This is a genomic window from Pseudomonas sp. 1121_17 (assembly GCF_052850745.1).
The window spans coordinates 26409-49037 of sequence record NZ_VXCX01000016.1; the positions used below are offsets into that span (position 1 = coordinate 26409).

Consider the following 22629-nt stretch of genomic DNA (forward strand, 5'->3'; position numbering starts at 1 on the left):
CTTTCATGAGAGGAGGAGTTGCAAGCGCAGCCCAAAGCATTTGAAGAATGGATGAGCTTCGCTATCAGTATTACAAAGATATGTAAAACTTTTGGGTGAAGTTATACAAAAGTCCGTAAGTGTATAGATTTTCGCCGATTGTCAGATTCAGTTCTCAATTCCAGCGATTTCGGTTGTCTACTGGGATAGGTTCGCTATTTTAAGTACCTAGTAGGGAAGACAGGCGAAATTCTAAGGAGGCTTTATGAGAACTCGAGGACAAACGTACTGGGACTGGGCCGACCCTAGCCTTCACCACCGTACTCATGACGAAATTCTGGACGACGGCACCCAGATCGACGTGCAGGTCAGATTATCCCGCACAGGTACCACGCAGATGTTCATTGGTGTCTACGCGCCATCTGGGGTCACGCTGATTGAAGAAGCGTACGATTCCCGGCCTGGAGAGTCCATGACCAGGGCGCTAGCTTGGGGCGTGGGGCGCGCTCGCCGATTTGCTTGTGAGCCATCCTCCATCAAATCTAAGCCTGCTTTGGCGAGTGGAAGATAGCGGCACAACAAGGAGGAGACCAATATCTTCAGTTAACGAATTGAAAATTCCAGTTGGAGCAAGCATGTCGTATCTTTACTCCTGAGTTCAAGCGCGAAGCAGCCTGCCTGGTGCTCGAACAAGGTGAAGCAGCCCGTTCACTCGGCTTGGTCGAGTCGGCCCTGCGCCGGTGGATCAATCAGCTTCAGCAGAGCGCGGCGGCATTACGCCGGCCAGCAAATTGTTGACGCCAGAGCCGCAGTATGTTGCTGGCAACGAATTCAACTAGAGGGACTGGCAGCAATAAACGTCGTGCACGTAGCTATTTCTGGAGAGGAGAGGCCACGGCGCAACCCCTAGGCTGCCCGGATGATCGACTCCTTTGAGCTCTGGCAGTTCTCGCGGTCGGGCCTCAGTGAGTTAACATTGTGAATTTACGAAATGCGTAATCCTTCGATCGTTTCTATCAGTACCTCATATTGCACAGGCTTGGTCAGGTGCTGATCAAATCCGGATAAAGTAGAGGAAACCTTGTCACCATAGCCCGAAAGAGCGATGGCAGGCGTCTTCTGCAGATGGTTGATTTTGCGCAGTTCGCCAATCAGTTGATGCCCGTCCATACCCGGCATGCCAATATCCGAGATGATGACATCGTAGTGGGTAGCTTTGGCGTGCTCGACCACTTGCAAGGGATCATGAAATGCTGTGACCACAGCTTCTTCCATTTCAAGTAACTGTTTCATGATGTCCACTATTTCGGTCGAGTCGTCGACGAGCAAAATCCTGAAGCCGTGCAACCGCGCAGCTTGCACCGGGTGCTGGGAAGGTCCATTGACCGATGACTGAGCACAGAGCGGCAAAGTGATCGTAAAGGTACAGCCGAGGCCGATACCTGCGGAAGTGGCCGCAACGCTCCCACCATGGGCTTCAACCAGCTGCCGAACCAAAGACAAGCCAATGCCAAGGCCTTCCCGCTTGTGCGTGGAATGCTGATGCGCGGCTTGACTGAACAGGTTGAATACACGATCCAGATCCTGTTTCGACAGTCCGACCCCATTATCGACAAACTGTAGATTTACCGTGTCGTTGACTTGCTTGACAATGATGTGGATGACGGGATGCGCTGCGCAGAACTTCAGGGCATTATTGAGTAGATTCCAAATCACTTGTTCAAGGCGTGTGACATCGCCGTTAACCCAGCAGTCACCCCTGGCCTCAGGCTCGATCTCGAGCGTGATGTGGCCTTCAGGACACTCGCTGGAGGCGACGGCAAAAATTTCTTCTAGGATGGCCGTGATTTCAACCGGCTGCTTTTTGAGTTTCAGTTTGCCTGTGCGAATACGGGCGACGTCCAGCAAGTCGTCAATGATTCGCGCTTGGCTGGCAACCGCATCACTGATGGTTTTCACGGCCTTGCTGGCGCGCTCCGCTGCCCGAACTGCCGGTACGCGTCGCAAGATTTCAGCATTGAGCTGTATCAAGTTTAACGGGTGCTTCAGCTCATGAGACATCACAGCGAAAAATTCGTCCTTCATGTGACTGCTGGTCTGGGTTTCTTTAAGGATACGGCTTTGCTGTTCTTGCATGCGCTTGTGCCCAGTGAGGTCGCGGGCAATTTTTACATAACCGGAGAGTGAGTCGCTTGTCAAAGTGGCGACTTCGCCACTGCAGTAGAAGCGTTCGCCCCCTTTACGCACATGCCAACGCTCGTCTAGGCAGCGGCCCTCCAGGCGGGCCTTGCGCAGCTCCTCTGCCGGTACGCCGCTCGCGCGGTCTTCGGCGGAAAATATCAGCTCAAAGTACTTGCCGATAACTTCCTCTTTGACAAAACCAAAAATCATCTCTGCGCCCGTGTTCCAGTCGCTGATCATGCCGTGTTCGTCCATGACAATGATGGCGAAATCGTGGGTACTTTCCGCTACCAAGCGCATGCGTTCCTGCCCCAGTCGCAGACTTTCTTCAGCGGCGCGGCGCTTGGTAATATCGATGAACGTCAGGACCGTCCCATTGATCAGGTTTTCATTTGACCGGTACGGCAGCAAGCGGGCGATATACCAGCGCTGGTTGTTGCTGGGGACTTCGCGTTCGATGATATTCAACGTTTCAAAGACAGCCGCCGCATCGTCGGTAAGCTGCGGATAATCCAGCCGGTGGGTAATGTCGAGCAAGGAACGGCCCGTGTCGCTGGTCAACATGTTGAAAATGTCGGTGGTACGGGGCGTGAACCAGCGAATGCGCATGCTTTTATCGACAAAGATGGTCGCGATGTCGGTGGACGCTATCAAATTGCTAAGGTAGTCGTTGACTTTGTCGGTTTCTTCGACTTTGGTCTTCAGCTCGTAGTTGACGGTCAATAGTTCTTCATTGATCGACTGTAGCTCTTCCTTGCTGGTTTCCAATTCCTCCGTGGCTGAGCGCAGCTCTTCGTTGATGGCTTGGGCTTCCTCGTTCGAGGCTTTGAGTTCCTCACTCGAGACTTCCGACTGTTCAATGGTCTCCTGAAGCTGCAGTTTGGTTTGATGCAGTTCCTTTTCCAGCACGGCCAAGGCATGATCGTCTGCGCTCGACGATGCCTCTCGCCGCTCAGGCGAAGACGGCGGGCCAACCTGAAATACGACCAGGAACACGTCATGATCGGTGGCTTCGTCGCGGTATGGCTCAATGAGCACCCGTACACGTTCGTCGCCGAGTGTCGCCACGCGCGAACTCGCCCGCTTACCGCTTTGCTGGGCCTGGTAAAGCGTTGTGCGCAACTCCAGACGCAGCGCAGGATCGATCAAATTGACCAGATTGCGGTTAACTTCACCGGCGACATAACGCAGAAAGCGCCCCACCCCGTTATCCAGATGCAGAATATCCAAATTGCCGTCGACCACCAGGCTGGGCGGCTGGATGCTTTCCAGCGCCCGCCGATGGATATCGGCAAAGGAAATTTTTCCGGCACGCTTGGGCACCACTGGCACCGACTCATCGGTGCTGCTGCGCATATAGCCTGCGCGTGGAATGGTAGGCGAACGCCGTTCCGTACTGCTGAGTTTCGCGCGATAAATACGATTACGCTTATCAATGGCGACAAACAGTTCAGGGCACACATCGGCGGACTCGGATGAGCCCAGAAACAGGTAGCCCCCGGTACGAAGCGCGAAATGGAACATCTGCAGGACTTCACGCTGAACCTCGCGGTCCAGGTAGATCATCAGGTTGCGGCAGACAATCAAGTCGATTTGCGAGAACGGCGGATCCGCCAGGATGTTGTGCTTGGCAAACAAAACGATATCGCGCACTTCCTTGTTGATCCGGTAATGCGATCCTTCCTTGACGAAGTAGTGGCGTAAACGGGTAGGTGGGACGTCGGTCAAAATGGCTTCGGAGAACTGCCCGGCACGGCCTTTGGCAATGGCGCGCTCATCCACGTCGGTGGCGAACAGCTGAATTTTGCGCTCGCTGTTTTCCAGCGACTGATGCTCCATTGCCAAGATCGCGAGGCTATAGGCTTCTTCACCGCTCGAACAACCTGCCGACCAGACGCGAACCTCTTCTCGCTGGGATGGGTTCTGAGGCTTTCGTGCGAAAATTTCGCCGAGAACGCTTCGTTCCAAGGCTTCAAACGCTTCGCGATCTCGGAAGAAATTGGTGACGCCAATCAACATGTCGCCTAGTAGGGCTTTGGCTTCTTCGGCATGCGCTTCAATGTAGTTGAGGTAGGCGGCCAGATCAGCTTGCGTGGTCACCTGCAGGCGACGCTCGAGTCGCCTCAGCACTGTCGCGCGCTTGTAGTGTTTGAAATCATGCCCGGTACGGTTACGCAGCACAGCGAGTATTTGCCCCAGCAGTTGTTCATCGTCATATTCGGGGGAAACCGCGACGGCGTGGCAAGGCTGCACAGCATTGGAGGCAGGGAGTCGAATCGTTTGAGCGTTGCGCCACAGATCGAGTAGTTTTTGTGGCATCTCGGCAACTGGCAATATGACATCTACCAACTGCGTTTCGATTGCAGCCCGTGGCATGCCATCAAATTCCGCATCCTCCGGGTTTTGCACAAGCGTCACGCCGCCTTGCTCTTTGATTCGCGACAAACCCACCGCGCCGTCCGAACCGGTTCCCGAGAGCACCAAACAAAATGCACGGTGCTTGTGAACGTCTGCCAGGTCTCGAAAGAACAAATCGATGGCTACATGCGCCCCCTGAGGTCGGGTTGCAGCGCTGGCATGCAGGTAACCATCGTTCATCGCCAATTGCCTGGCCGGCGACAACACGTACACGTGATTAGGCTTGATCTCGCAACGCCCGGTCACTTGTTGAACTGGCATTTTGGTGCTCGAAGCGAGGATTCTGTCAATGACGCTTTCGTGATCGGGTGAGAGATGGAGCACCACCACGAATGCCATACCGTTTTCGGCTGGCATATTCTCGAGAAATCTTTTGAGCGCCTGAATGCCACCGGCCGACGCGCCGATGCCAACCACTGGAAACGGCAGCTCGCTCGGCATTACGCCTTTGCGCTGCGGTAATGCGGTTTTGTTCTCGTCAGCGCTCATAGCAAGGTTCTCATCGGAAGGACAAAAGCAGCCAGTCTAGCTCAGCCCGACGCGCAAAAAACAGGCTTGTAAGGACGGCCCTTTGTTCAATCGCTGAACGTAAGCGTACGAACGTTATAATGCTCGTCGTTCGTGGCGGCCGGTGCCGGCGCCAGGGTGTGTGCAACGTTGTTGCTGGCCGGGGGCTCAGGGAAGTCCCTGTCGATAATAGCGAGGTGTTCTAATGCATCTGCATAACAGCGCAGCGCTGAAGCTTTCAGTCGTTTATAGCGTTCGAACTGCTCCGCATCCAATTGGGTGTGAGTCAATATTTGTTCCGCGTCCTCGATGCGTCGATGCGCCTCGCCGAGCAGGCGTTGATTTTGCTCAAGCGCAAAGGCTCGGCATCGTTTCAGTTCATTCGCTTCATCAGGCTGCATCGCCGCGTTCTCCACATAATACCCTTTAACATGTGACTGGCTACGCATCAGTGGGGTGCTATGGAATGTGTTCGAAAATCTGAAACGTGTGAGCGCTTAACGCATCGATTTTTTCAACCGATAAGTTGCATATGGCTCGAGCATGCAACAGAAGCGAACAGGCAACTGATATCCCGAATCAGAGCCCGATGGGACAGGTATCTGCTGCAGCCGTTTGTCCATTTTTTGGCACTCTGCCGAAGGGCAAGTGTTCAACCGTTCACCTAGAGCCTTTCAGGAGCAACGGTCATGCCTCGTGGAGACAAAGACAAATATACCGAGAAGCAAAAACGCAAAGCTGAATACATCGAAGAAAGCTATGAACACAAAGGCGGTTCCAAAGATGAAGCAGAGTCCCGCGCTTGGGCCACTGTCAATAAACAGTCCGGTGGCGGAGAGAAAAAGGGCGGTTCGGGCAAGCACACGCCGGCGAACGAGAAGAAAACCGCGCGCTCCGATTCGGCCAGGCGCGCAGCTAAAACCCGAGAGGGCCACGCACGCACCTCGGGATCTTCGCTGCAAAGCCAGACCAAGGAAAGCCTGATGAAGGAAGCCCGCAGCAAAAACATCAAGGGGCGCTCAAGCATGTCCAAGGCGCAATTGATAGAGGCGCTGCAAAAACACGGCTGAATCGCCAGCATGGGTTGCTGCAAGGAGTTTACATGACGGGCGCCGTTCGCTCACCGTGGTGGAGGCACGCTGTGATCTACCAGATTTATCCACGCTCGTTCGCCGACAGCGACGCCGATGGTCTGGGTGATTTTCGCGGCATCTGCACCCGGCTCGACTACCTGCAGGCGTTGGGGGTCGATGCGTTATGGCTTTCTCCGATATTCCGCGCATGAGGTTCTGCGCTTCTGGCTCGGCCGTGGCGTGGACGGCTTTCGGGTGGATGTGGTGCATTGTATCGGCAAGGACCCCCACTTCGCCGACGACTCGCGCTGCCTGGCGGGTGAAGCGATGGTGCATATCAACGACCAGCCCTACAGCCACGAGATACTGCGAGGCTTGCGTCGGTTGGTCGACAGCTATAGCCCGGGGCGTGTGTTGATCGGTGAAGTCAACATACGCTCCACACGTCAGGTTGCCGCCTATTACGGTGCCAGTGACGAGCTGCATATGTCATTCAACTTTCCGCCGCTGGATGCCACCTGGGATCCGGTCATATTTCGTCTGTGTATCCGCGAAGTGGAAAGCGAGTTGGGTCCCTTGCAGGCTTGGCCGACGTGAGTGTTGTCCAATCATGACAACAGTCGCCACCGGACCCGTTATGGCGGCTCCGAGCTACGCGCCCGTGCAGCGGCAGTGCTCTTGCTGAGTTTGCGGGGCACGCCTTTCATCTACCAGGGTGAGGAACTCGGGCTGGAAGATGTGCTCGTCGACGCGCAGACGCGGGTCGACCCAGGCGGACGCGATGGCAGTCGGGCGCCGATTCCTTGGACGCTCCGCCCCCCGCACGGCTGGGCGGGAGGGTCGACCTGGCTGCCCTTTGCTCCCCAAGCGGGAGCGTCGTCGGTGCAGGCCCAGTCCGGGCAGGCAGGTTCGTTACTGGAGCTCTATCGTCGGTTGATTGCCTGCCGCCGCGCCAGCCTGGCGCTGACAACAGGCGCCTGGCAGGAATTACCTTCGCATCCGCAAGTGCTGGCCTATCGGCGCTGGTGTGATGACGACGAGCGCGTGGTGTGCATCAATTTCAGCGACACCGAACAGGTCTTTGCCCTCTCCGGGCAATGGCAAGTCCAGCTTGCCAGTGATAGGCAAGGTGAAGGCTGCCCGTTCACTGGGCGGCTGGCGGGCGAGCAGGCGGTCATTCTGTACAGAGGGCGTCATGACAACGAATTGGCATCTGACCACGATCATCTACCAGATTGATCCCTCGTTATTTCTGGACAGTGATGGCGACGGCTGTGGTGATCTGGGTGGCATTATCGAGAAGCTGGATTACCTGCAAGCGCTGGGGGTAGGTACGTTGTGGCTGACCCCCATCTACGAAGCCTGCTGGCGCGACGCCGGCTATGACGTGACCGACCATCGGGCGCTGGACAGGCGCTTCGGTAGTGAAACGCAGCTTCTTGAATTGGTGCACGAGGCCAAGCGACGAGGCATGCGTATCATCCTGGAGCTGGTCATGCAGCACGTCTGCGACCAGCACCCTTGGTTCGTCGCAGCGCGCAACGACCGAAGCAGCCCATACCGCGATTATTTCATTTGGTCCGACACGCCTGTTGACGATGGCAATCAGCCGATCTTTCCTTCCGTCGAAGACAGCATCTGGCAGTGGGATGATCAGGCAGGTCAGTATTATCGTCATCTTTTCTACCGTTACCAGCCAGACTTGAACCTGCGCAATCGGCATGTAATCAGGGAAATCGAGCGCATCATGTCGCGTTGGCTGGCGTTGGGCATCGATGGTTTTCGCCTCGATGCCGCATCGCATATGGTCGAGCAGGCGGGCCGCGGCCGTGAGGGCGAAGGTGTCTGGTTATTGCAGCGGCTGCATCGCTGGATCACCCGTATCAACCCAGAGGGTGTTCTGATGGGCGAGGTGGATGTCGAGCCTGAGCGTTTCCCGCATTATTTAGGTGATGGCCAGCGAATGAGTCTGGTGCTGGATTTCTGGCTCAACAATCATCTGTTCCTTGCCATGGCCAGGCAACACGCCGAACCCCTCTACCGGGCGATCGAGCAGAGGCCGCCAGCGCCCGAAAACGCTGGTTATGCGGTGTGGCTGCGTAACCATGATGAATTGGACCTGGAGCGGCTGAGCGAGCAAGAGCGTGCTGAAGTAATGCGCGTGTTCGCCCCTGAGGCGAACATGCGTGTGTATGGACGCGGAATCCGGCGTCGGCTGGCGCCAATGCTCCAAGGCAACATCGATAATCAGGCACTTGCCGTCGCGCTGCTGTTGTCATTGCCGGGGACGCCCATCCTGCGTTATGGCGATGAAATCGGAATGGGGGACGACCTCAACCTGCCCGAGCGTCTCTCGGTGCGCACGCCGATGCAGTGGACGCAAGGGGGCAACGCAGGGTTCTCTTCTACCACTGGCGAACTGGCCACGCCACTCATCGACCAAGGGCCTTTTGCGTATTCGATCATCAATGTGGCCGCCCAACTCCATGCCAAGGAGTCACTCTATGCAAGGGTCAACGCTTTATTGCGCGTGCGCGCTGGCCTGCCGGAAATTGCCAGTCAGCCCATGCGGTTGGTCAGGGTTGACCACCCGGCCGTGTTTGCCATTGCCTACGGCGAGCAGGTCAACGTATTGATGGTCGCTAATCTGGGCGGCACGCGTGCCAAGGTAACGCTAGCACATCAAGGCTTGAAGCCGATCATGGCCGATGCCGAATATGCCGAATATGCCGAATATGCCGAATATGCCGAATATGCCGAATATGCCGAATATGCCGAATATGCCGAATATGCCGAATACGCCGAATACGCCGAATCGCGACACGCCTCGCAAGAACTCAACCCTTATGGATACCGTTGGTTCAAACGCGTGCAGGGCGGGTCAGACCAATAAGCCGATCAATGCGGCGGTCAGGAACAGCGCCAGGATTGCGCCCCGCGCCGTCAAGGCCAACGCGCGGGTTCGCGCCCCGCGGGTGAAGCGTCCGGCGACCTCATGTAGTCCGCGTACCGGCTCGAACAAATTGTCTGCTTGAGCAGGTTGTTGCACTGGGCCTTCCATTTGACCGGTCCAGGCGTCCCGTGCCAGCTTGCGATCCAGCAGGGCGGGGAAGAAGAACGTGCCTACGATGGCACCTAGGGTGGGTAGGCCGACCCAGAGCTCGCGCGGTGGTGCATCGACCACACTTAGAATGGCCCGTGCCGCCACATAGGGATCATGGACAGGCGGAACAGGGCATACCCGCCTATTCAATTTATTGCATGCCCAATCGAACTGCGGTGTGTTGATGGCCGGCAGCTGTACCATGCACAGTTTGATCGCGCTGCGTTGATGAAGCAGCTCGCAGCGCAGCGCATCGGTAAACCCTCTTACCGCGAATTTTGCCCCGCAATAAGCGGCTTGCAGAGGTATTGCCCGATAGGCCAATGCCGAGCCAACCTGAATGATCAGGCCTCGATTACGCGGCCGCATGACAGTGAGCGCAGCCAGGGTGCCATGCACTGTGCCCAGATACGTAACGTCCGTGACCCGTTTGAGCTCGTCTGCTGCGAGCTGCTCTGCGGGCGAGAAAACCGTCACCATGGCTGAGTTGATCCAGATGGCAATGGGTCCAAGCTCGGCCTCCACGCGTCGGGCAGCTTCATCGAGCTCATGCGCATTGGCTACGTCCAGGCTGATAGCCAGCGTGCGCACGGGATAGACCTGCACATCTTCGACAGTTTGTGCCAAACCTTCGGTGCCCCGTGCAATCAGCGCCAAGGAATAGCCCGCCGCTGCAAACACAAGGGCAGTAGCGCGGCCGACGCCGGCGCTCGCCCCACAGATCACCACGACCGAACGATCACTGTTCATTCTGATTGCCTGAATTAACGGCTTCATTGCTGTAGAGACGCCTTGGCCGAAGGGGTTCAATGCACGGCTTCAACGCGTCGATGGGAGAGGGCGCTGATCAGCCCGCGCCAAGGCTCGGACTGATCAGCCATGCCAGCGTGAAACCAGGTCAGCATGCTGACCTGGCCTCAGTCACGCGAGGTCATTCACTTTTGCGACCACCACCGTGGCTGTGCTGGCCACCAACGCGGCCGGCTTCGGATGCACGTTCACGGTCATTGGCGAAGTTGCCGCCTGAAGCTTTCCCCCCTTTGCGCCCGGCCTCGGACGCCTTTTCCCGATCGTTTGCGAAATTGCCTGGGTTGTTTTGAGCAGTGCCGCCTTGATTGCCACGGTTACTTTGATTATTAGCCATGATCTTTCACCTCATGTCAGCACACAGGAAAGTCTGTGTTCAACTAGGACGGTAGGCGCGGCGCGATTGTCTCGGGTGATGTGGACATTTGCCGATGAGTTGCACTAAAGATAAAAGTCGGCAATCTATGGCGCTCAAATGCTTTGGCATCAAGGTATTAGGCAACGTCAACACGCTTTTGACTTGAACCTGAGCTGTAGGGAACCAGTCCACCGTCATATAGAATGGTGAAGGAGGTGGGCATGTCCAAGCCAGGCAGGCTCAGGTCAAGAGCAACAGTGTTGTGCTTTCGCGGGGCCAGGGTGTTGCTGGTGCGCCGCAAATCGCGCAAATGGAATTTTCCAGGGGGCGGCGTCAAGCCGCACGAGGCCCCGTTGAATGCGGCCATTCGCGAACTCCAAGAGGAAACAGGCATTTGCCGTGAGCGCTTGGTCCCGCTGTGTACCCTTCGTGCGGGCGATATTGTTCATCACATCTTCACGATGCAGATCGATGAGCGAGACCACCCTGTGCCGCAAAACGAGATCGTGGCGTGTAAGTGGGTACAGCGCGAAAAATTGGCACCGTCACTGCTCAAGCCCGCTGCTGCCGCACTGCTGGCACGCGAGCTACCCGCACTGATCGCCTGACACGGCTCAAGGACTTGAGCGGCTGTTGGCATCGTCTGGCCTCGGGGACGCTGCAGGGCTATGCACATGCTGGCCGGTCGGGTCCGTGAGCTGAATGATATTGCCGTGCTCCCACCCGTTGCGTGATGAACAACGGGCGTTATCTTTCAGTGCGGTTGCGCAGCACCGCGTAGGCGCAGGCGCCCACCAGCAACGACACGGCGACACCCACTAATAGGGGGACTTTTTGCTGGCCTTCACGCCATCCGCCATGTACCTGGCGCTCGCCGCTTGGCGGGGCGAACAGGTTTCCCGATGAAACGCTGACGGCGGGGCTGTGGCTCCATCCGAGACGCGCCAGCCAGCCTGCCATGTGGCCAAGCCGTGGAACGATATAGCTGGCCAGGTGCGCTACGCGGGCTGCGCTTCCCACCGTCGTGGAAGCCCTCGGTGTGATCGCACAGTTCACCATTGCCTTGGCTACGCGCTCGGGGTCATAGATTGGCCCTGGCGGCTTGAGTGCATGCCCGGTGTAGTTGCCACCGTCACGAAACCCCGGGGTATCCATCACGGCGGGGTAGATATCGCAGACATGAATATCTGCAAACTCGGCGAGCTCGCCGCGCAGGGCTTCGGTCAGGCCGCGCAAGCCAAACTTGCTGGCCGAATACGCAGCCGCATAGGGTTGAGCGACCCAGCTTCCCAGTGACAAGGTATTGATCAAGATGCCGCTTCGCTGCGCCTTGAAGTAAGGCAAGGCGACATAGGCACCGCGCAAGTAGCCGATCAGATCGGTCTGAATCACTTGCTCGTGGGCTTCAAGGGGTGTTTGGTCGAAACGCCCCACGGCACCCACACCTGCATTGTTGATCCATATATCGATGCGGCCTTTGCCGAATTCGGCGGCGCGCGCTGCCAACGCCTGCATATCCGCGCTTCGGGTAACGTCAGTGCTAACCGCAACGGCATCGGTACCGCACTCGGTGCATTCATCGAGTACTTCGAACAGGGCGTTTTCATCGCGTGCAGCGAGGACCAGGCGTGCGCCTTTGCAGGCAAACGCATGCGCTGCAGCGCGGCCAATGCCACTGGATGCACCGGTGATAACCACCACTTTGCCACGCAGCGGTCCTGTGAACGTTTTGCCGTTTGGCTCGCTCAAGGGCTGATCAGCCTCTGGCAATTCATCGTCCACACTGGAAGCAGACATATCAGCCTCGATTCGCGTCAGTTCGAGTGACGTCCCGTCGACCAGCTTCAACGTGAGGTTTTCAATGCGACCGGCAACCCGATCGGGGAAAACCGGTTCGCCCTCGGCATTCAGGCTGTCATAGATAAACCGCTGCCCGTCGAGCCAGCCAACGGCGCTCAGCAGCTCGGGCCCCAGATAATATTTACCGTCCAGAAAAAAGCCTGCAAATTGATGCGCACGTGCAACGTTCTCGACGCAATAGCGTTCTCCTGGCTTCATACCCGTTGCTTTATCGATCATGGCTGACACCTCTGCCTGGTTTCAATGGGTTATGGCGTGGGCATTGCCCAAGCGCATCAGCCATCGGACTGCTCTTCGGGTGGCACCTGATCGTCAGGCCAATCGGGAGCCTGTTGGCCAGGGTCGGGTTTGGGCGCGGGTTCACCTGGGTTCTGAGGGACATCATCGATATACGGGTCGTGTTCGTTGGGGGCTTCCATGGGGTGGCTCCTGTGCATTAGGTTTGCCTTCCATTAGGCAGCCGTCATGCTCTGGCTGTTCCATCTGATTGTTCGGCAATTCAACCCTTGCCGAGGTCCGGCAACTGATCGTAGTGTTTGCCGGCCTGTTGATGGTGGTACTGATCGTCGGGTTGGTGTCTCTCTACCGGATTGCCGGGTCACTTGATCAAACGTGTGCAGTGGGCTTTTGATGAAGACAACGTAGGCCCCACGCTGTTTACCGCTGACGGCGTGTTCGTACTCGATGAATGACGGCAGCCGCTACGCCATGGTCGATGGACGCACTGGGGGAATCGGGCGTTCGGTTGCACATGGATGACTTCGGCACCGGTTACTCTTCACTGGGCTATCTGAACCTACCCGTTGGACAGCATTCAGATCGACAAACGTTTCGTTCAATCCTTAGGCAAGAGTGCGAGTGCATGAAGTGCAAGGTTTCCTGCTCAGCAAACCGGTCGACATCGACACCCTGATACGGCTCATGCTCGCTCGACAGCCGAGAGCTGAAATGCCCCGATGCACTGATTAATGAAGCTACGGCTTATCTTGCCCGAATGTTTTGTGCCCAATATCTTCGAGCGTTTCGTCAGGGATCGCACAATTTCTTTCACCTTCAAGCCGTTGCTGCAGGTCATTAGTGAACACAGAACATCCTGTGTTAACGACATGAGGTGAAAGATCATGGCTAACAACCAAGACAATGACCGTAACAACCAGGGCGGCAACGCCAACACCAACCCAGGCAACTTTGCCAATGATCGGGAGAAAGCATCCGAAGCAGGTCATAAAGGTGGCCAAATGTCGGGCGGCAATTTCAAGAACGATCCTGAACGTGCGTCCGAAGCGGGTCACAAAGGTGGTCAAGCATCAGGCGGCAACTTCAAGAACGACCCTGAGCGTGCCTCAGAAGCAGGCCAGAAAGGCGGCCAGGCCTCTGGTGGCAACTTTGCCAACGACCGGGAAAAAGCCTCGGAGGCAGGCCGCAAAGGCGGCCAGCACAGCCATGGCGGCGGGCGCAAGAGCGATGACGATCGCTGATCACCGTTGAATCGACCGGGGCGGCTCTGGCCGCCCCGGCGAGCTGATGAGGATTTTGCCAATGTTCATGCACAACAAGCGATTGCAATATACCGTGCGGGTCGCCGAGCCCAACCCTGGGCTGGCCAACCTGCTGCTGGAACAATTCGGTGGCCCGCAGGGCGAACTGGCTGCGGCCATGCGCTATTTCACCCAGGCGGTGGCGGAGGACGACCCAGGGCGCAAGGACATGCTGTTCGACATTGCCACGGAAGAGTTGAGCCACTTGGAGATTATTGGCTCAATCGTGGTCATGCTCAACAAGGGGGCCAAGGGGCGCCTGGCCGAGGGGGTTGAAGCGGAAGGTGAGCTGTATCGCTCGCTGACCGGCGCCGGCAACGACTCGCATATCACCAGCTTGCTGTATGGCGGTGGTGCGGCCCTGGTGAACTCTGGCGGCATCCCTTGGACGGCCGCCTACATCGACACCATCGGCGAACCTACTGCCGACCTGCGTTCGAACATTGCCGCCGAGGCCAGGGCGAAGATAGTTTACGAGCGACTGATCAATGTCACTGATGACCCCGGTATCAAGGATGCCCTCGGCTTTTTGATGAGCCGGGAAATCGCCCACCAGATGTCGTTCGAAAAGGCCCTGCACTCGATTCAACCGAACTTCCCGCAGGGCAAGCTGCCCGGTGATCCGGCCTTCAACCGCACCTACTTCAATATGTCTGATGGGGCAGAAGTGCGGGGGTCGTGGAACGAGGGACCGGATTGGAATTACGTCGACCAGCCAGAACCTGCCGTGGATGGCGGCGATGGCATGGCAAGTGTTCAGCTTGACCAGGCTTCGGCTGCGGCTGCCGATGCCATGAAAGTCAGAACTCAATCCAATCCCGAAGCACAACCCTTGACCGGCGCTGAACTGGGCAAGGTCAACGGCGACCAGCCGGCCTGAAAATACCCGCAGCGGAGAGTGTCCGCTGCGGGCCTCATTCTAGCGTTTGGCCTCGGTGTCCGGGTTGGCAGACCGGGCCAGGAACGCCCGGGTAATTTCCGGCAGGTGATCCTTGAGCCACTGAGCCATCGCTTCTTCTTCCTTGAGTATGGACCTGCAGGCTTGCGCGGTGGCGGTGTCACCGGCCGCTTCGGCCGCCTCTATCAATACCGTGTACGACGCGATCTCCATGTTTTCGAATACGTAGCCAGACATGGCGCCCTTGACCACTTCATCGCTCATGACCATGCCACCGACAGCCTGGCCGAACGCCATGAGCTTGCCGGCAAGGTCCTTGAGCGTCGAAGTGCTGCCCCCCAATCGCTCGATGCATTCAAGCAGCAGACGTTGTTGCCCTTGGGTTTCTTCGATGTGCTGAACGATACGTCCCTTGAGCTCCGGATAATGTTCGAGACGTTCGGCCTGGCCCTTGAGCATGCTCTCGGCCTGTTGCTCCATGGCATGTGCGTCGCGCAGCCAGTCCAGCAGATTGTCTTGTACCGTTGTCATTTCAAGTACCTCACTTCCAGTGATGGGTACAGTTGGGAAAACGTCAGTGCTGTAATGATCGATTGAAACGACAGATGGCACCCAAAGCATCAAATTAGAGCCAGTCGTCAGCCATGCTGAACGCCAACGCTCCAGCCTGAATCAACCCAATGAGTCGTCCCCGTCTGCAAGCCTCGGAGAACCCAGCGATGGCCAAGTACCTTTATTTGATCAGCTACATCCTCGACAACCAGCCCGGCACTTGCGAATTTCGCAGCGACGAAGAAGACCTTAGCCGGGAGGCTGCCCGCGAGTACCTGCAAGGCTTGCACCGCAACGAAGCGTCCTCTTTCACGGACGTACAAGTGCAGCGGCAGAAACACGATCATGAACCGGGCACGTCGCCCGGCCATTATCAACAGCCTTGAATCAGGCCGCGGGCAAGGGGGCGAGATGCCCCCTCATGCCCTTGTTCAAGCGCCTCTGAGGCCTCGCTCTTCACGGCCTTCCCTCAGCCGGTTGGCTTCCTCTGGCAAGGCGGTGACTTTGATTGCGCGTACCGGCACGGCGAATTTGGCCCCTACCGTGGAGAAGCGCTCCAGTAGCCGAAAATTGATGGCCTGCTGAATATCCATGTACAGGTTGTAGCCTGGGTCCTTGACGATATAGACACATTCGAACTCCAGCGCTTCCTTGCCGAAGCCGCGCAGATGTGCGCGGTCGAAGCGTACCTGCTGTTGGTCTTTGATGGCTTCTTCCACGATGGCCGGCGCTTTTTTCACCGCCTCGGTAGGCGTGTCATAAGAGAGGCCGAATTCAAACACGATCCGCCGTTCTTGCAGGCGCTTGTAGTTCTGGATCGTGCTGCTGATCATGCTGGCGTTGGCCATCACGATCTGCTCGCCACCGAGGCTACGGATGCGCGTGGTTTTAAGGCCAACGTGTTCGACGGTGCCAGCCAGCGGTCCGATGACGATGAAGTCCCCGACTTCGAAGGGCTTGTCCACCGCAATCGACAGCGAGGCGAACAGATCGCCGAGGATGTTTTGCACGGCCAAGGCTACCGCGATGCCGCCCACGCCCAGACTGGCGACAAAGGCGGTAATGTTCACCCCCAGGTTCGACAGCATTGCCAGCAGCACCACGGACCATAGCAGCACCCGCGCGCCCCAGGCCGAAAGGGTGGCCAACGCACTGCCTTGGTTCAGGCCGGTGGTATTGTGGCGGGCGAAATAGCGGCTCAACCCCAGGCCAATGGCGCGGTTGGCCCACAGGCCGATCTGCAAGGCGGCAACCACGAACCACAGGCTGCTGACCCGAGTCAGCCAGCGCTCTGGCAGGTCGAGCATGCTCAGGCCCACCAGCAACGAGGCGAGGAACAGCAAAAAGTTGCTGGTACCTGACATTACTTTGGCCAGTACCTGGCTCACCGCGCCATCGTGCTCGGACCAATGCCGGACCCGGCGCAACAGAAAACTGATGGCAGCGCGGGCCACCAGAAACGTAAGCAGTGCCACGCACAGTGCTACAAGCACATTGAGAATGGAGATACCGAATACAGTGGTGTCGGTGAACAATGCAATGAGTCGATCATTCATTGGCGGTTAGCCTCCTTGGTTGCCCTGGATTGATAAGCAGGTCAATGTGCTTGGACGTCAATGAGGCGCCGCAGGTCGATCGGATTTCACAAACCCAGCATGTTGTAATGCACGTAGTACATGATCCACAGCGAGAGCCCCACCAGCAGCACGATGATCACGACGGTAAACACCAAGGCTACCAAGCTCCAGCGTTGCTCACGGGCGGTAGTCAGGTGCAGGAAGAACACCATGTGCACGAGGATCTGGATCACTGCGCAGATCAATATCAGCAAGAAGGTGACACTGCGCGAGAGGCTGGGATACAGGGCCAGTGCGAACGGAATCAGCGTCAACAATGCGGCCAGCACGAAGCCAATGTTGTAGGTCTTGTGGCTGGATTGGCTGGCGCCGGCACTGCTGTGAACCTGGCTTTCGCTGCTCATCAGATCACCCCGAACAGGTAGACGACGGTAAATACACACACCCACACGATGTCGAGAAAGTGCCAGAACAGGCTCAGGCAGCTAAGCCGTGTGGAGTTGACGCAGCACAGGCCGCGCTGTTGCACTTGAATCATCAGCAGGGCCATCCACACCAAGCCAACCAGCACATGCAGGCCGTGGGTGCCGACCAGCGTGAAGAACCCGGTGAGGAATGCGCTGCGTTGCGGGCCGTAGCCTTCGGCGATCAAGTGATGGAACTCGTTGATCTCCATGGCGATGAACCCCAGGCCTAGCACAAAGGTGATGCCCAGCCACTGCAGCACTCGAGGCTTGTCTTTGCGATGGTTGGCCAGCATGGCGTAGCCATACGTAATGCTGCTGAACAGCAATAGAAAGGTTTCTGCAAGCACGTAGGGCAGTTCGAAGATGTCCGCCGCGCTGGGACCACCGGCCACCGCCTGGCCCAGTACGGCATAGGTGGCGAACAAGGTGGCGAACAAAACGCAGTCGGTCATCAGGTAAATCCAGAAGCCGAACAGGCTCAGAGAGCCGGCATCCTCGTAACCGTGCTCCTGCTGATGGACAGACTCATTCAGAACGATATGCGACATGGTTCAGGCCTCCGCCATCAGTTGGCGCCGTTCGGTTTCTACGCGTTCGACTTCCTCGGCCGTGACGTAGTACTCGGTATGCTGGTCGTAGCTACGTACGACCAAAACTGCGACTGTGGCAAGCAGGCTGGTAATCACCAGCCACCAGATGTGCCACACCAACGCGAAGCCCAGGACAGTGCTGAGCACGCCGATCACCACGCCCAGGCTGGTATTGCAGGGCATGTGAATCTTGCGGAAATCCGCCTCGATCAATGTCTTGACGCCACGCTCCTTCATTCCCCAGTACGCGTCGATACCGTGGACCACCGGCTGCTCGGCGAAGTTGTAGAACGGCGGCGGCGACGCGGTAGCCCATTCCAGTGTGCGTCCGTCCCATGGGTCACCGGTGTGGTCGCGGTTTTCGTGGCGCTTGCGAATGCTCACGACCAGTTGCATGACCTGGCAGGCCACGCCACAGAGGATGATCAGCACACCAACCATTTCCAGTAACAGGAAGGGGCGCCATTCCGGCACGTTGAAGTGGTTCAGGCGCCGGGTCATGCCCATGAAACCGAGGAAGTAGGAGGGCATGAAGGCAAAGTAGAAGCCGGCCAGCCAGCACCAGAACGCTGCGCGGCCCAGCGGGTCATAGAGCTTGAAACCAAAGGCCTTGGGGAACCAGTAGGTGAGGCCGCAGAGGTAACCGAATACTGCTCCCCCAATGATCACGTTATGGAAATGCGCAATCAGAAACAGGCTGTTGTGCAGCAAGAAGTCGGCGCCCGGCACGGCCAGCAGTACACCGGTCATACCGCCAATGCTGAAGGTGACGATGAAACCTACGGTCCACAACATCGGCGTTTCAAAACGGACCCGACCGCGGTACATGGTGAACAGCCAAGTGAAGATTTTTACCCCGGTGGGCACGGCAATGATCATGGTCATGATGCCGAAGAAGGCGTTCACGTTCGGCCCTGCGCCCATGGTGAAGAAGTGGTGCACCCAGACGATGAACGACAGCACGGTGATCACGATGGTCGCCCACACCAGTGAGTGGTAGCCGAACAGGCGCTTGCGTGAAAACGTCGACGCCACTTCCGAGAAGATGCCGAAGGCTGGCAGAATCAGAATGTAAACCTCCGGGTGACCCCAGGCCCAGATGAGGTTGATGTACATCATCGGGTTGCCGCCCATCTCGTTGGTGAAGAAATGCATGCCCAAGTAGCGGTCCAGGCTAAGCATGAACAAGGTGGCGGTAAGGATCGGGAAGGCTGCCAGAATCAGGATCGACGTGCACAGCACCGTCCAGGTGAATACCGGCATGCGAAACAGTGTCATGCCGGTCGTGCGCATTTTGAGAACAGTGACGAAGAAGTTCAGCCCCGTCAGCAAAGTGCCTATGCCGGATATTTGCAGTGACCAGATGTAATAGTCGACCCCCACCCCAGGGCTGTAACCTATGCCCGATAGCGGCGGGTAGGCGACCCAGCCGGTGCGGGCGAACTCACCAATACCGAGCGAGATATTCACCAGCAAGGCGCCCGAGACGAACAGCCAGAAGCTCACTGCGTTGAGGAACGGATAAGCCACATCACGCGCGCCGATCTGCAGCGGCACCACGATGTTCATCAGGCCGACCACAAACGGCATGGCCATGAAAAAAATCATGATCACGCCATGGGCGGTAAAAATCTGGTCGTAGTGTTCCGGCGGTAGATAGCCGGGTGAGCCATCCGATGCCATCGCTTGCTGCGTGCGCATCATCAACGCGTCGGCGAAACCGCGCAGCAACATCACTAGGGCGACAACGATGTACATCACACCGATGCGCTTGTGATCGACTGAAGTGAACCACTCCTTCCAAAGGTACGTCCATTTGCGCTTGTAGGTGATGGCACCGACCCCGCCAATGCCGATCAGACCGACCACGGCGAGGGTATACATGATGATGGGCTCGTCGAGGGGGATGGCGTCCCAGCTCAATTTTCCGAACATGTGCGTTACTCCTTGCTGCCTTGCGGCGTTTCACCTTGCGGGTCGCTCAAACGCCGCTCGACCTCGCGAGAACGGTTGACGCCCTGATACTTGTCGATGAGTGACTGGAACAGCTGAGGGGTGACCGCAGCGTAATGCTCCACCGGGTGAGCGACGCTCGGTTTGGCCAGCCGGGCATAGCCGTCCGGGTCGAGCTGACGTTCTGAGCTGCGTACTTTGGCGACCCAGGCATCGAAGCCAGCCTGGTCAAGCGCCAGCGCCTTGAAGTGCATGTCCGAGAACCCTGGGCCATTGTAGTTGGCGGCGATGCCGGTGTAGGTGCCTGGGTGATTGGCGATCAGGTGCAACTGCGTCTGCATGCCAGCCATGGCGTAAATCTGGCCGCCCAGTGCAGGGATGAAGAACGAGGTGATGGCGCCATCAGCGGTCACGCGAAAGTCCACAGGCGTATCCACGGGCATTGCCAGTTCATTGACGGACGCAATGCCGAGTTCGGGGTAGACGAACAGCCACTTCCAATCGGTGGCGATCACCTGGACTTTGACCGACGGCTTGTCGGATTCGAGCGGTCGATACGGGTCCAGAGCATGGGTAGAGCGCCAGGTCACGATACCGAGCACGATGATGATGACCAGTGGCACACCCCACACCACCGCTTCGATGGCCCGAGAATGGCTCCACTCCGGGGTGTAGCGGGCCTTCTCATTGGAGGACCGGTAGTGCACCGAGAAGACCAACGCCATGATCATGACCGGGACCACCACAATCAGCATCAGCAGCGTGGCCAGGATTATCAGGTTGCGTTGTTCCAACCCCACCTGGCCTTTGGGGTTGAACAACACCATGTCGCAGCCCGCCACCTGCAACATGACGAGCCCCAGCAGCATCAGCCCGAGCAGCCGGGTGCCCTTTGTGGATACGTTTGCCATGTCCTTGTCCCGTAAATGTTGGCGAATGTTTTGGCTTGTTCATTTAGAAGGATGAGCAGGGCAGGAAGGTTGACTGCAATTCGCCCATAGACGACGAATGGCAATCATCCAAAAAGAACGCTTTGCACAAGCCGGCGGGCTGTTCAACGTGGAAGTACCCAAAAAACTGCAAGTCGTAGCGCTTTCGTTCCGCCACGCGAATGCGACGCTACAGGAGCGATGACCGGTCAGTCAGAATCGCTGAATTTTTTTGCGTTCGTTCGCTCCATTAGCCTGAATCAATGGAGGAGATTCCTATGGCAGAACCGCAGCTTTACGTAATCGAGTATGAGCTACATGGAGAATTCCGGACCTTCATCATCCGGCTTGAGCGGATGAACAACACCGAGGCCTGGCACTGGGCAAGCTGCGATGCGGGGGTGGGGATCATTCCCAGATTTGGCCAGCACAATCTAAAGAAGGTCAGCCGGCCCATGGCGGAACGGTATGGCATTTCCGATGTACGTTGGCGGGCGTCAGGCCAAGGGGCCGAGTTTGTCGCTCCGCCTATCGATGTCAAGAAGTTCTCGAACAGCGGCACGAGCAACGCATAAGCCGCCGTCGGTAGCACGAAAACGCCAGGGATAATCCGTCCTGGCGTTTTAAAAACGAGGTGGGAGCGGTATGTCGCGAGGCGCTTGGGCGTACTGTGAAGACGTTCATAGTATCTCAGCAGCCTTCGAAGAAACCCGGTGATACTTTAGGAGACACGACATGCCTGCAAGTAAGACAGTTGACGACCTGTTTATTCATGAGCTTTCTAGGCGCAAGCCAGAAGAACTAAGGAAAGCCTGGTGAGAGCGCAATGAAGGGATTACTCGACGGGTATGATCGATATCTTTCCGTTGCGCTCCACAATGGCAAATTTGATCTGCTCGACTTTTTCAACTCCTTGGCTATCACGTGCCGATTCGAGGATGTCGTCTTCCGTCAGACGTGCTCTGCGCATGCGGTGGTGCAGAAAACGTCCGTGCTCGACGACCAGCGTTGCATGGCCATCCAGAAGCCGCGCTAATGGTTTGGAATTTAGCTTGGCGAGCGACAGGCCCACATCCAGGACGATCAGCGTCGCGATGACCAGCATGGCGTTGGTAAAGGAAAAGTCATCACCCAGCAACGCCTGCTGGGTCGCCTCGCCGATAATCAGCAACAGCACGAAGTCAAAGGTTGTCAGGTCCGCCAGAGAGCGTCTTCCAGCGATGCGAAACAACAGCATCAATGCGATGTACATGCCTGCGGCGCGAAGGATCGAATCCATGAATGGCTCCTAAGGAAACAGGAAGGTGGAGAAGTGGACTGCACTGGATGGGCCTGCCCTGACCACGCCTTCAAGCGTGCCCACATACTCGCTGCGCAACGTCAGGTAAAGAGTGGCAACCCCATCGTCGCTGGTACCCAGCTCAAGCAAGATAGCCTTGCCTTGTGAGAGCGACGCTTGCGGTTCAGGCTGAATGGTTTCAATGCTGGCTTTGCTCAGCAGCGAACCGTCGAGTTCCAACATGATTGGTTTACGGGCGCTACCGCGCACAGTAATACGCAAGTTGTCAGTCGTTCCGCTTCGGCTGAGCCGTTGATATTCGACATGCAGCCGGCCATCCGCGCTAGTGGTCTGGGCATTACTGAGAGGGCCATTGCCGAAGAGGCCGGCCAATCCAAGCAATACAATGACCACCAGCAGATACCAACCCACGCGTTCGAAGCGCCAGACGCGCTGCTGCATGGCCATGTCTTCCTGGACGGGTAGACTTCTTGAAACCAGTTCATCATTCGCCATGGCCATTTCCTCAAGCGCACTCACTGCGGGAAAGGCCTGAGGCC

21 protein-coding genes and 4 pseudogenes are annotated in these 22629 nt (G+C 57.2%); 11 read left to right on the forward strand and 14 right to left on the reverse strand.

Translation table 11 applies throughout. The features are described from left to right. Positions 1 to 244 precede the first annotated feature (244 nt). Together FW789_RS22205 and FW789_RS22210 are read left to right on the forward strand one after the other, a co-directional pair. Complete coding sequence (locus FW789_RS22205) at positions 245 to 550, forward strand: hypothetical protein (RefSeq protein WP_225912978.1); 306 nt, start codon at positions 245 to 247, stop codon at positions 548 to 550. A 53-nt stretch (positions 551 to 603) separates the two neighbouring features. After that, positions 604 to 797: pseudogene (locus FW789_RS22210) on the forward strand (transposase); the annotation flags it as partial. Positions 798 to 963: 166 nt separating this feature from the next. Here FW789_RS22210 and FW789_RS22215 read toward each other — a convergent pair. Together FW789_RS22215 and FW789_RS22220 are read right to left on the reverse strand one after the other, a co-directional pair. Continuing rightward, complete coding sequence (locus FW789_RS22215; protein ID WP_446432051.1) at positions 964 to 5067, reverse strand: CheR family methyltransferase; 4104 nt, start codon at positions 5065 to 5067, stop codon at positions 964 to 966. Between the two features lie 86 nt (positions 5068 to 5153). Beyond that, complete coding sequence (locus tag FW789_RS22220; protein ID WP_207073520.1) at positions 5154 to 5486, reverse strand: hypothetical protein; 333 nt, start codon at positions 5484 to 5486, stop codon at positions 5154 to 5156. 288 nt (positions 5487 to 5774) lie between these two features. On the opposite strand from FW789_RS22220, the gene FW789_RS22225 reads away from it, so the two are divergent. The 3 genes and pseudogenes from FW789_RS22225 (at position 5775) to FW789_RS22235 (ending at position 9051) form a co-directional block, all read left to right on the forward strand. Further along, complete coding sequence (locus FW789_RS22225) at positions 5775 to 6155, forward strand: termination factor Rho (RefSeq protein WP_446432052.1); 381 nt, start codon at positions 5775 to 5777, stop codon at positions 6153 to 6155. Between the two features lie 32 nt (positions 6156 to 6187). Beyond that, positions 6188 to 7397, forward strand: a pseudogene (locus tag FW789_RS22230) (alpha-amylase family glycosyl hydrolase). Beyond that, entirely contained in the window at positions 7354 to 9051 is a 1698-nt protein-coding gene (locus tag FW789_RS22235) for an alpha-amylase family glycosyl hydrolase (RefSeq protein WP_446432053.1), read from the forward strand. Before FW789_RS22230 ends, FW789_RS22235 begins: the two are co-directional and overlap by 44 nt. Here FW789_RS22235 and FW789_RS22240 read toward each other — a convergent pair. After that, positions 9040 to 10038 (reverse strand): SDR family oxidoreductase, encoded by a 999-nt coding sequence (locus FW789_RS22240; protein ID WP_411564744.1) that lies wholly within the window; start codon positions 10036 to 10038, stop codon positions 9040 to 9042. The two genes, FW789_RS22235 and FW789_RS22240, sit on opposite strands and share 12 nt — an antisense overlap. A gap of 154 nt (positions 10039 to 10192) precedes the next feature. Then, a pseudogene (locus tag FW789_RS22245) lies at positions 10193 to 10381 on the reverse strand (general stress protein); the annotation flags it as partial. A gap of 266 nt (positions 10382 to 10647) precedes the next feature. Here FW789_RS22245 and FW789_RS22250 point away from each other — a divergent pair. Beyond that, a complete protein-coding gene (locus tag FW789_RS22250) occupies positions 10648 to 11034 on the forward strand; it encodes an NUDIX domain-containing protein (protein WP_207073522.1) in 387 nt (128 codons plus the stop codon). 139 nt (positions 11035 to 11173) lie between these two features. Here the strand turns inward: FW789_RS22250 and FW789_RS22255 are convergent, their stop codons facing one another. Then, positions 11174 to 12505 (reverse strand): SDR family oxidoreductase, encoded by a 1332-nt coding sequence (locus FW789_RS22255; RefSeq protein ID WP_446432054.1) that lies wholly within the window; start codon positions 12503 to 12505, stop codon positions 11174 to 11176. A 56-nt stretch (positions 12506 to 12561) separates the two neighbouring features. Then, positions 12562 to 12705 carry a hypothetical protein gene (locus FW789_RS22260; RefSeq protein ID WP_181003803.1) on the reverse strand — a complete coding sequence of 48 codons (144 nt, stop codon included), beginning with the start codon at positions 12703 to 12705 and terminating at the stop codon, positions 12562 to 12564. 293 nt (positions 12706 to 12998) lie between these two features. On the opposite strand from FW789_RS22260, the pseudogene FW789_RS22265 reads away from it, so the two are divergent. The 3 genes and pseudogenes from FW789_RS22265 to FW789_RS22275 all read left to right on the forward strand — a co-directional run. Beyond that, a pseudogene (locus FW789_RS22265) lies at positions 12999 to 13140 on the forward strand (EAL domain-containing protein); the annotation flags it as partial. A 267-nt stretch (positions 13141 to 13407) separates the two neighbouring features. Continuing rightward, positions 13408 to 13764, forward strand: coding sequence for a general stress protein (locus FW789_RS22270; protein WP_427117284.1), 357 nt, complete (start codon positions 13408 to 13410; stop codon positions 13762 to 13764). 61 nt (positions 13765 to 13825) lie between these two features. Beyond that, positions 13826 to 14704: a manganese catalase family protein gene (locus FW789_RS22275; protein ID WP_446432055.1), complete on the forward strand. Its 879-nt coding sequence runs from the start codon at positions 13826 to 13828 to the stop codon at positions 14702 to 14704. Positions 14705 to 14743: 39 nt separating this feature from the next. On the opposite strand, the gene FW789_RS22280 is transcribed toward FW789_RS22275, so the two are convergent. After that, complete coding sequence (locus FW789_RS22280; RefSeq protein ID WP_103437550.1) at positions 14744 to 15253, reverse strand: ferritin-like domain-containing protein; 510 nt, start codon at positions 15251 to 15253, stop codon at positions 14744 to 14746. Positions 15254 to 15441: 188 nt separating this feature from the next. On the opposite strand from FW789_RS22280, the gene FW789_RS22285 reads away from it, so the two are divergent. Further along, a complete protein-coding gene (locus FW789_RS22285; RefSeq protein WP_103437549.1) occupies positions 15442 to 15660 on the forward strand; it encodes a hypothetical protein in 219 nt (72 codons plus the stop codon). A gap of 45 nt (positions 15661 to 15705) precedes the next feature. Here the strand turns inward: FW789_RS22285 and FW789_RS22290 are convergent, their stop codons facing one another. From FW789_RS22290 to cyoA, 5 genes are all read right to left on the reverse strand, one after another. After that, positions 15706 to 16830, reverse strand: coding sequence for a mechanosensitive ion channel family protein (locus FW789_RS22290; RefSeq protein ID WP_181107523.1), 1125 nt, complete (start codon positions 16828 to 16830; stop codon positions 15706 to 15708). An 86-nt stretch (positions 16831 to 16916) separates the two neighbouring features. Next, positions 16917 to 17255, reverse strand: a complete 339-nt coding sequence (gene cyoD, locus FW789_RS22295) for a cytochrome o ubiquinol oxidase subunit IV (RefSeq protein WP_103437547.1) — start codon at positions 17253 to 17255, stop codon at positions 16917 to 16919. Further along, positions 17255 to 17866 (reverse strand): cytochrome o ubiquinol oxidase subunit III, encoded by a 612-nt coding sequence (gene cyoC / locus FW789_RS22300; protein WP_446432056.1) that lies wholly within the window; start codon positions 17864 to 17866, stop codon positions 17255 to 17257. The genes cyoD and cyoC overlap by 1 nt, the downstream gene beginning before the upstream one ends. Positions 17867 to 17869: 3 nt before the next feature. Beyond that, positions 17870 to 19843, reverse strand: a complete 1974-nt coding sequence (cyoB, locus tag FW789_RS22305) for a cytochrome o ubiquinol oxidase subunit I (protein WP_103437545.1) — start codon at positions 19841 to 19843, stop codon at positions 17870 to 17872. A 5-nt stretch (positions 19844 to 19848) separates the two neighbouring features. Continuing rightward, the gene (cyoA, locus tag FW789_RS22310; RefSeq protein WP_103437544.1) at positions 19849 to 20772 is read right to left on the reverse strand and encodes a ubiquinol oxidase subunit II; all 924 of its coding nucleotides are present in this window, start codon (positions 20770 to 20772) and stop codon (positions 19849 to 19851) included. A gap of 296 nt (positions 20773 to 21068) precedes the next feature. Here cyoA and FW789_RS22315 point away from each other — a divergent pair, with 296 nt between their 5' ends. After that, positions 21069 to 21365, forward strand: a complete 297-nt coding sequence (locus FW789_RS22315) for a DUF6555 family protein (RefSeq protein ID WP_103437543.1) — start codon at positions 21069 to 21071, stop codon at positions 21363 to 21365. Between the two features lie 260 nt (positions 21366 to 21625). Here the strand turns inward: FW789_RS22315 and FW789_RS22320 are convergent, their stop codons facing one another. Continuing rightward, on the reverse strand, positions 21626 to 22069 hold the full coding sequence (locus tag FW789_RS22320; protein WP_103437542.1) for a DUF421 domain-containing protein: 444 nt from the start codon (positions 22067 to 22069) through the stop codon (positions 21626 to 21628). 9 nt (positions 22070 to 22078) lie between these two features. After that, complete coding sequence (locus FW789_RS22325) at positions 22079 to 22585, reverse strand: hypothetical protein (RefSeq protein ID WP_207073529.1); 507 nt, start codon at positions 22583 to 22585, stop codon at positions 22079 to 22081. Positions 22586 to 22629: the final 44 nt, after the last annotated feature.

Bases quoted from the DNA above. Each gene is read 5' to 3' on its own strand.
- FW789_RS22205 (WP_225912978.1), top strand. From the start codon at position 245: ATGAGAACTCGAGGACAAACGTACTGGGACTGGGCCGACCCTAGCCTT.
- FW789_RS22215 (WP_446432051.1), bottom strand. From the start codon at position 5,067: ATGAGCGCTGACGAGAACAAAACCGCATTACCGCAGCGCAAAGGCGTA.
- FW789_RS22220 (WP_207073520.1), bottom strand. From the start codon at position 5,486: ATGCAGCCTGATGAAGCGAATGAACTGAAACGATGCCGAGCCTTTGCG.
- FW789_RS22225 (WP_446432052.1), top strand. From the start codon at position 5,775: ATGCCTCGTGGAGACAAAGACAAATATACCGAGAAGCAAAAACGCAAA.
- FW789_RS22235 (WP_446432053.1), top strand. From the start codon at position 7,354: ATGACAACGAATTGGCATCTGACCACGATCATCTACCAGATTGATCCC.
- FW789_RS22240 (WP_411564744.1), bottom strand. From the start codon at position 10,038: ATGAAGCCGTTAATTCAGGCAATCAGAATGAACAGTGATCGTTCGGTC.
- FW789_RS22250 (WP_207073522.1), top strand. From the start codon at position 10,648: ATGTCCAAGCCAGGCAGGCTCAGGTCAAGAGCAACAGTGTTGTGCTTT.
- FW789_RS22255 (WP_446432054.1), bottom strand. From the start codon at position 12,505: ATGATCGATAAAGCAACGGGTATGAAGCCAGGAGAACGCTATTGCGTC.
- FW789_RS22260 (WP_181003803.1), bottom strand. From the start codon at position 12,705: ATGGAAGCCCCCAACGAACACGACCCGTATATCGATGATGTCCCTCAG.
- FW789_RS22270 (WP_427117284.1), top strand. From the start codon at position 13,408: ATGGCTAACAACCAAGACAATGACCGTAACAACCAGGGCGGCAACGCC.
- FW789_RS22275 (WP_446432055.1), top strand. From the start codon at position 13,826: ATGTTCATGCACAACAAGCGATTGCAATATACCGTGCGGGTCGCCGAG.
- FW789_RS22280 (WP_103437550.1), bottom strand. From the start codon at position 15,253: ATGACAACGGTACAAGACAATCTGCTGGACTGGCTGCGCGACGCACAT.
- FW789_RS22285 (WP_103437549.1), top strand. From the start codon at position 15,442: ATGGCCAAGTACCTTTATTTGATCAGCTACATCCTCGACAACCAGCCC.
- FW789_RS22290 (WP_181107523.1), bottom strand. From the start codon at position 16,830: ATGAATGATCGACTCATTGCATTGTTCACCGACACCACTGTATTCGGT.
- cyoD (WP_103437547.1), bottom strand. From the start codon at position 17,255: ATGAGCAGCGAAAGCCAGGTTCACAGCAGTGCCGGCGCCAGCCAATCC.
- cyoC (WP_446432056.1), bottom strand. From the start codon at position 17,866: ATGTCGCATATCGTTCTGAATGAGTCTGTCCATCAGCAGGAGCACGGT.
- cyoB (WP_103437545.1), bottom strand. From the start codon at position 19,843: ATGTTCGGAAAATTGAGCTGGGACGCCATCCCCCTCGACGAGCCCATC.
- cyoA (WP_103437544.1), bottom strand. From the start codon at position 20,772: ATGGCAAACGTATCCACAAAGGGCACCCGGCTGCTCGGGCTGATGCTG.
- FW789_RS22315 (WP_103437543.1), top strand. From the start codon at position 21,069: ATGGCAGAACCGCAGCTTTACGTAATCGAGTATGAGCTACATGGAGAA.
- FW789_RS22320 (WP_103437542.1), bottom strand. From the start codon at position 22,069: ATGGATTCGATCCTTCGCGCCGCAGGCATGTACATCGCATTGATGCTG.
- FW789_RS22325 (WP_207073529.1), bottom strand. From the start codon at position 22,585: ATGGCGAATGATGAACTGGTTTCAAGAAGTCTACCCGTCCAGGAAGAC.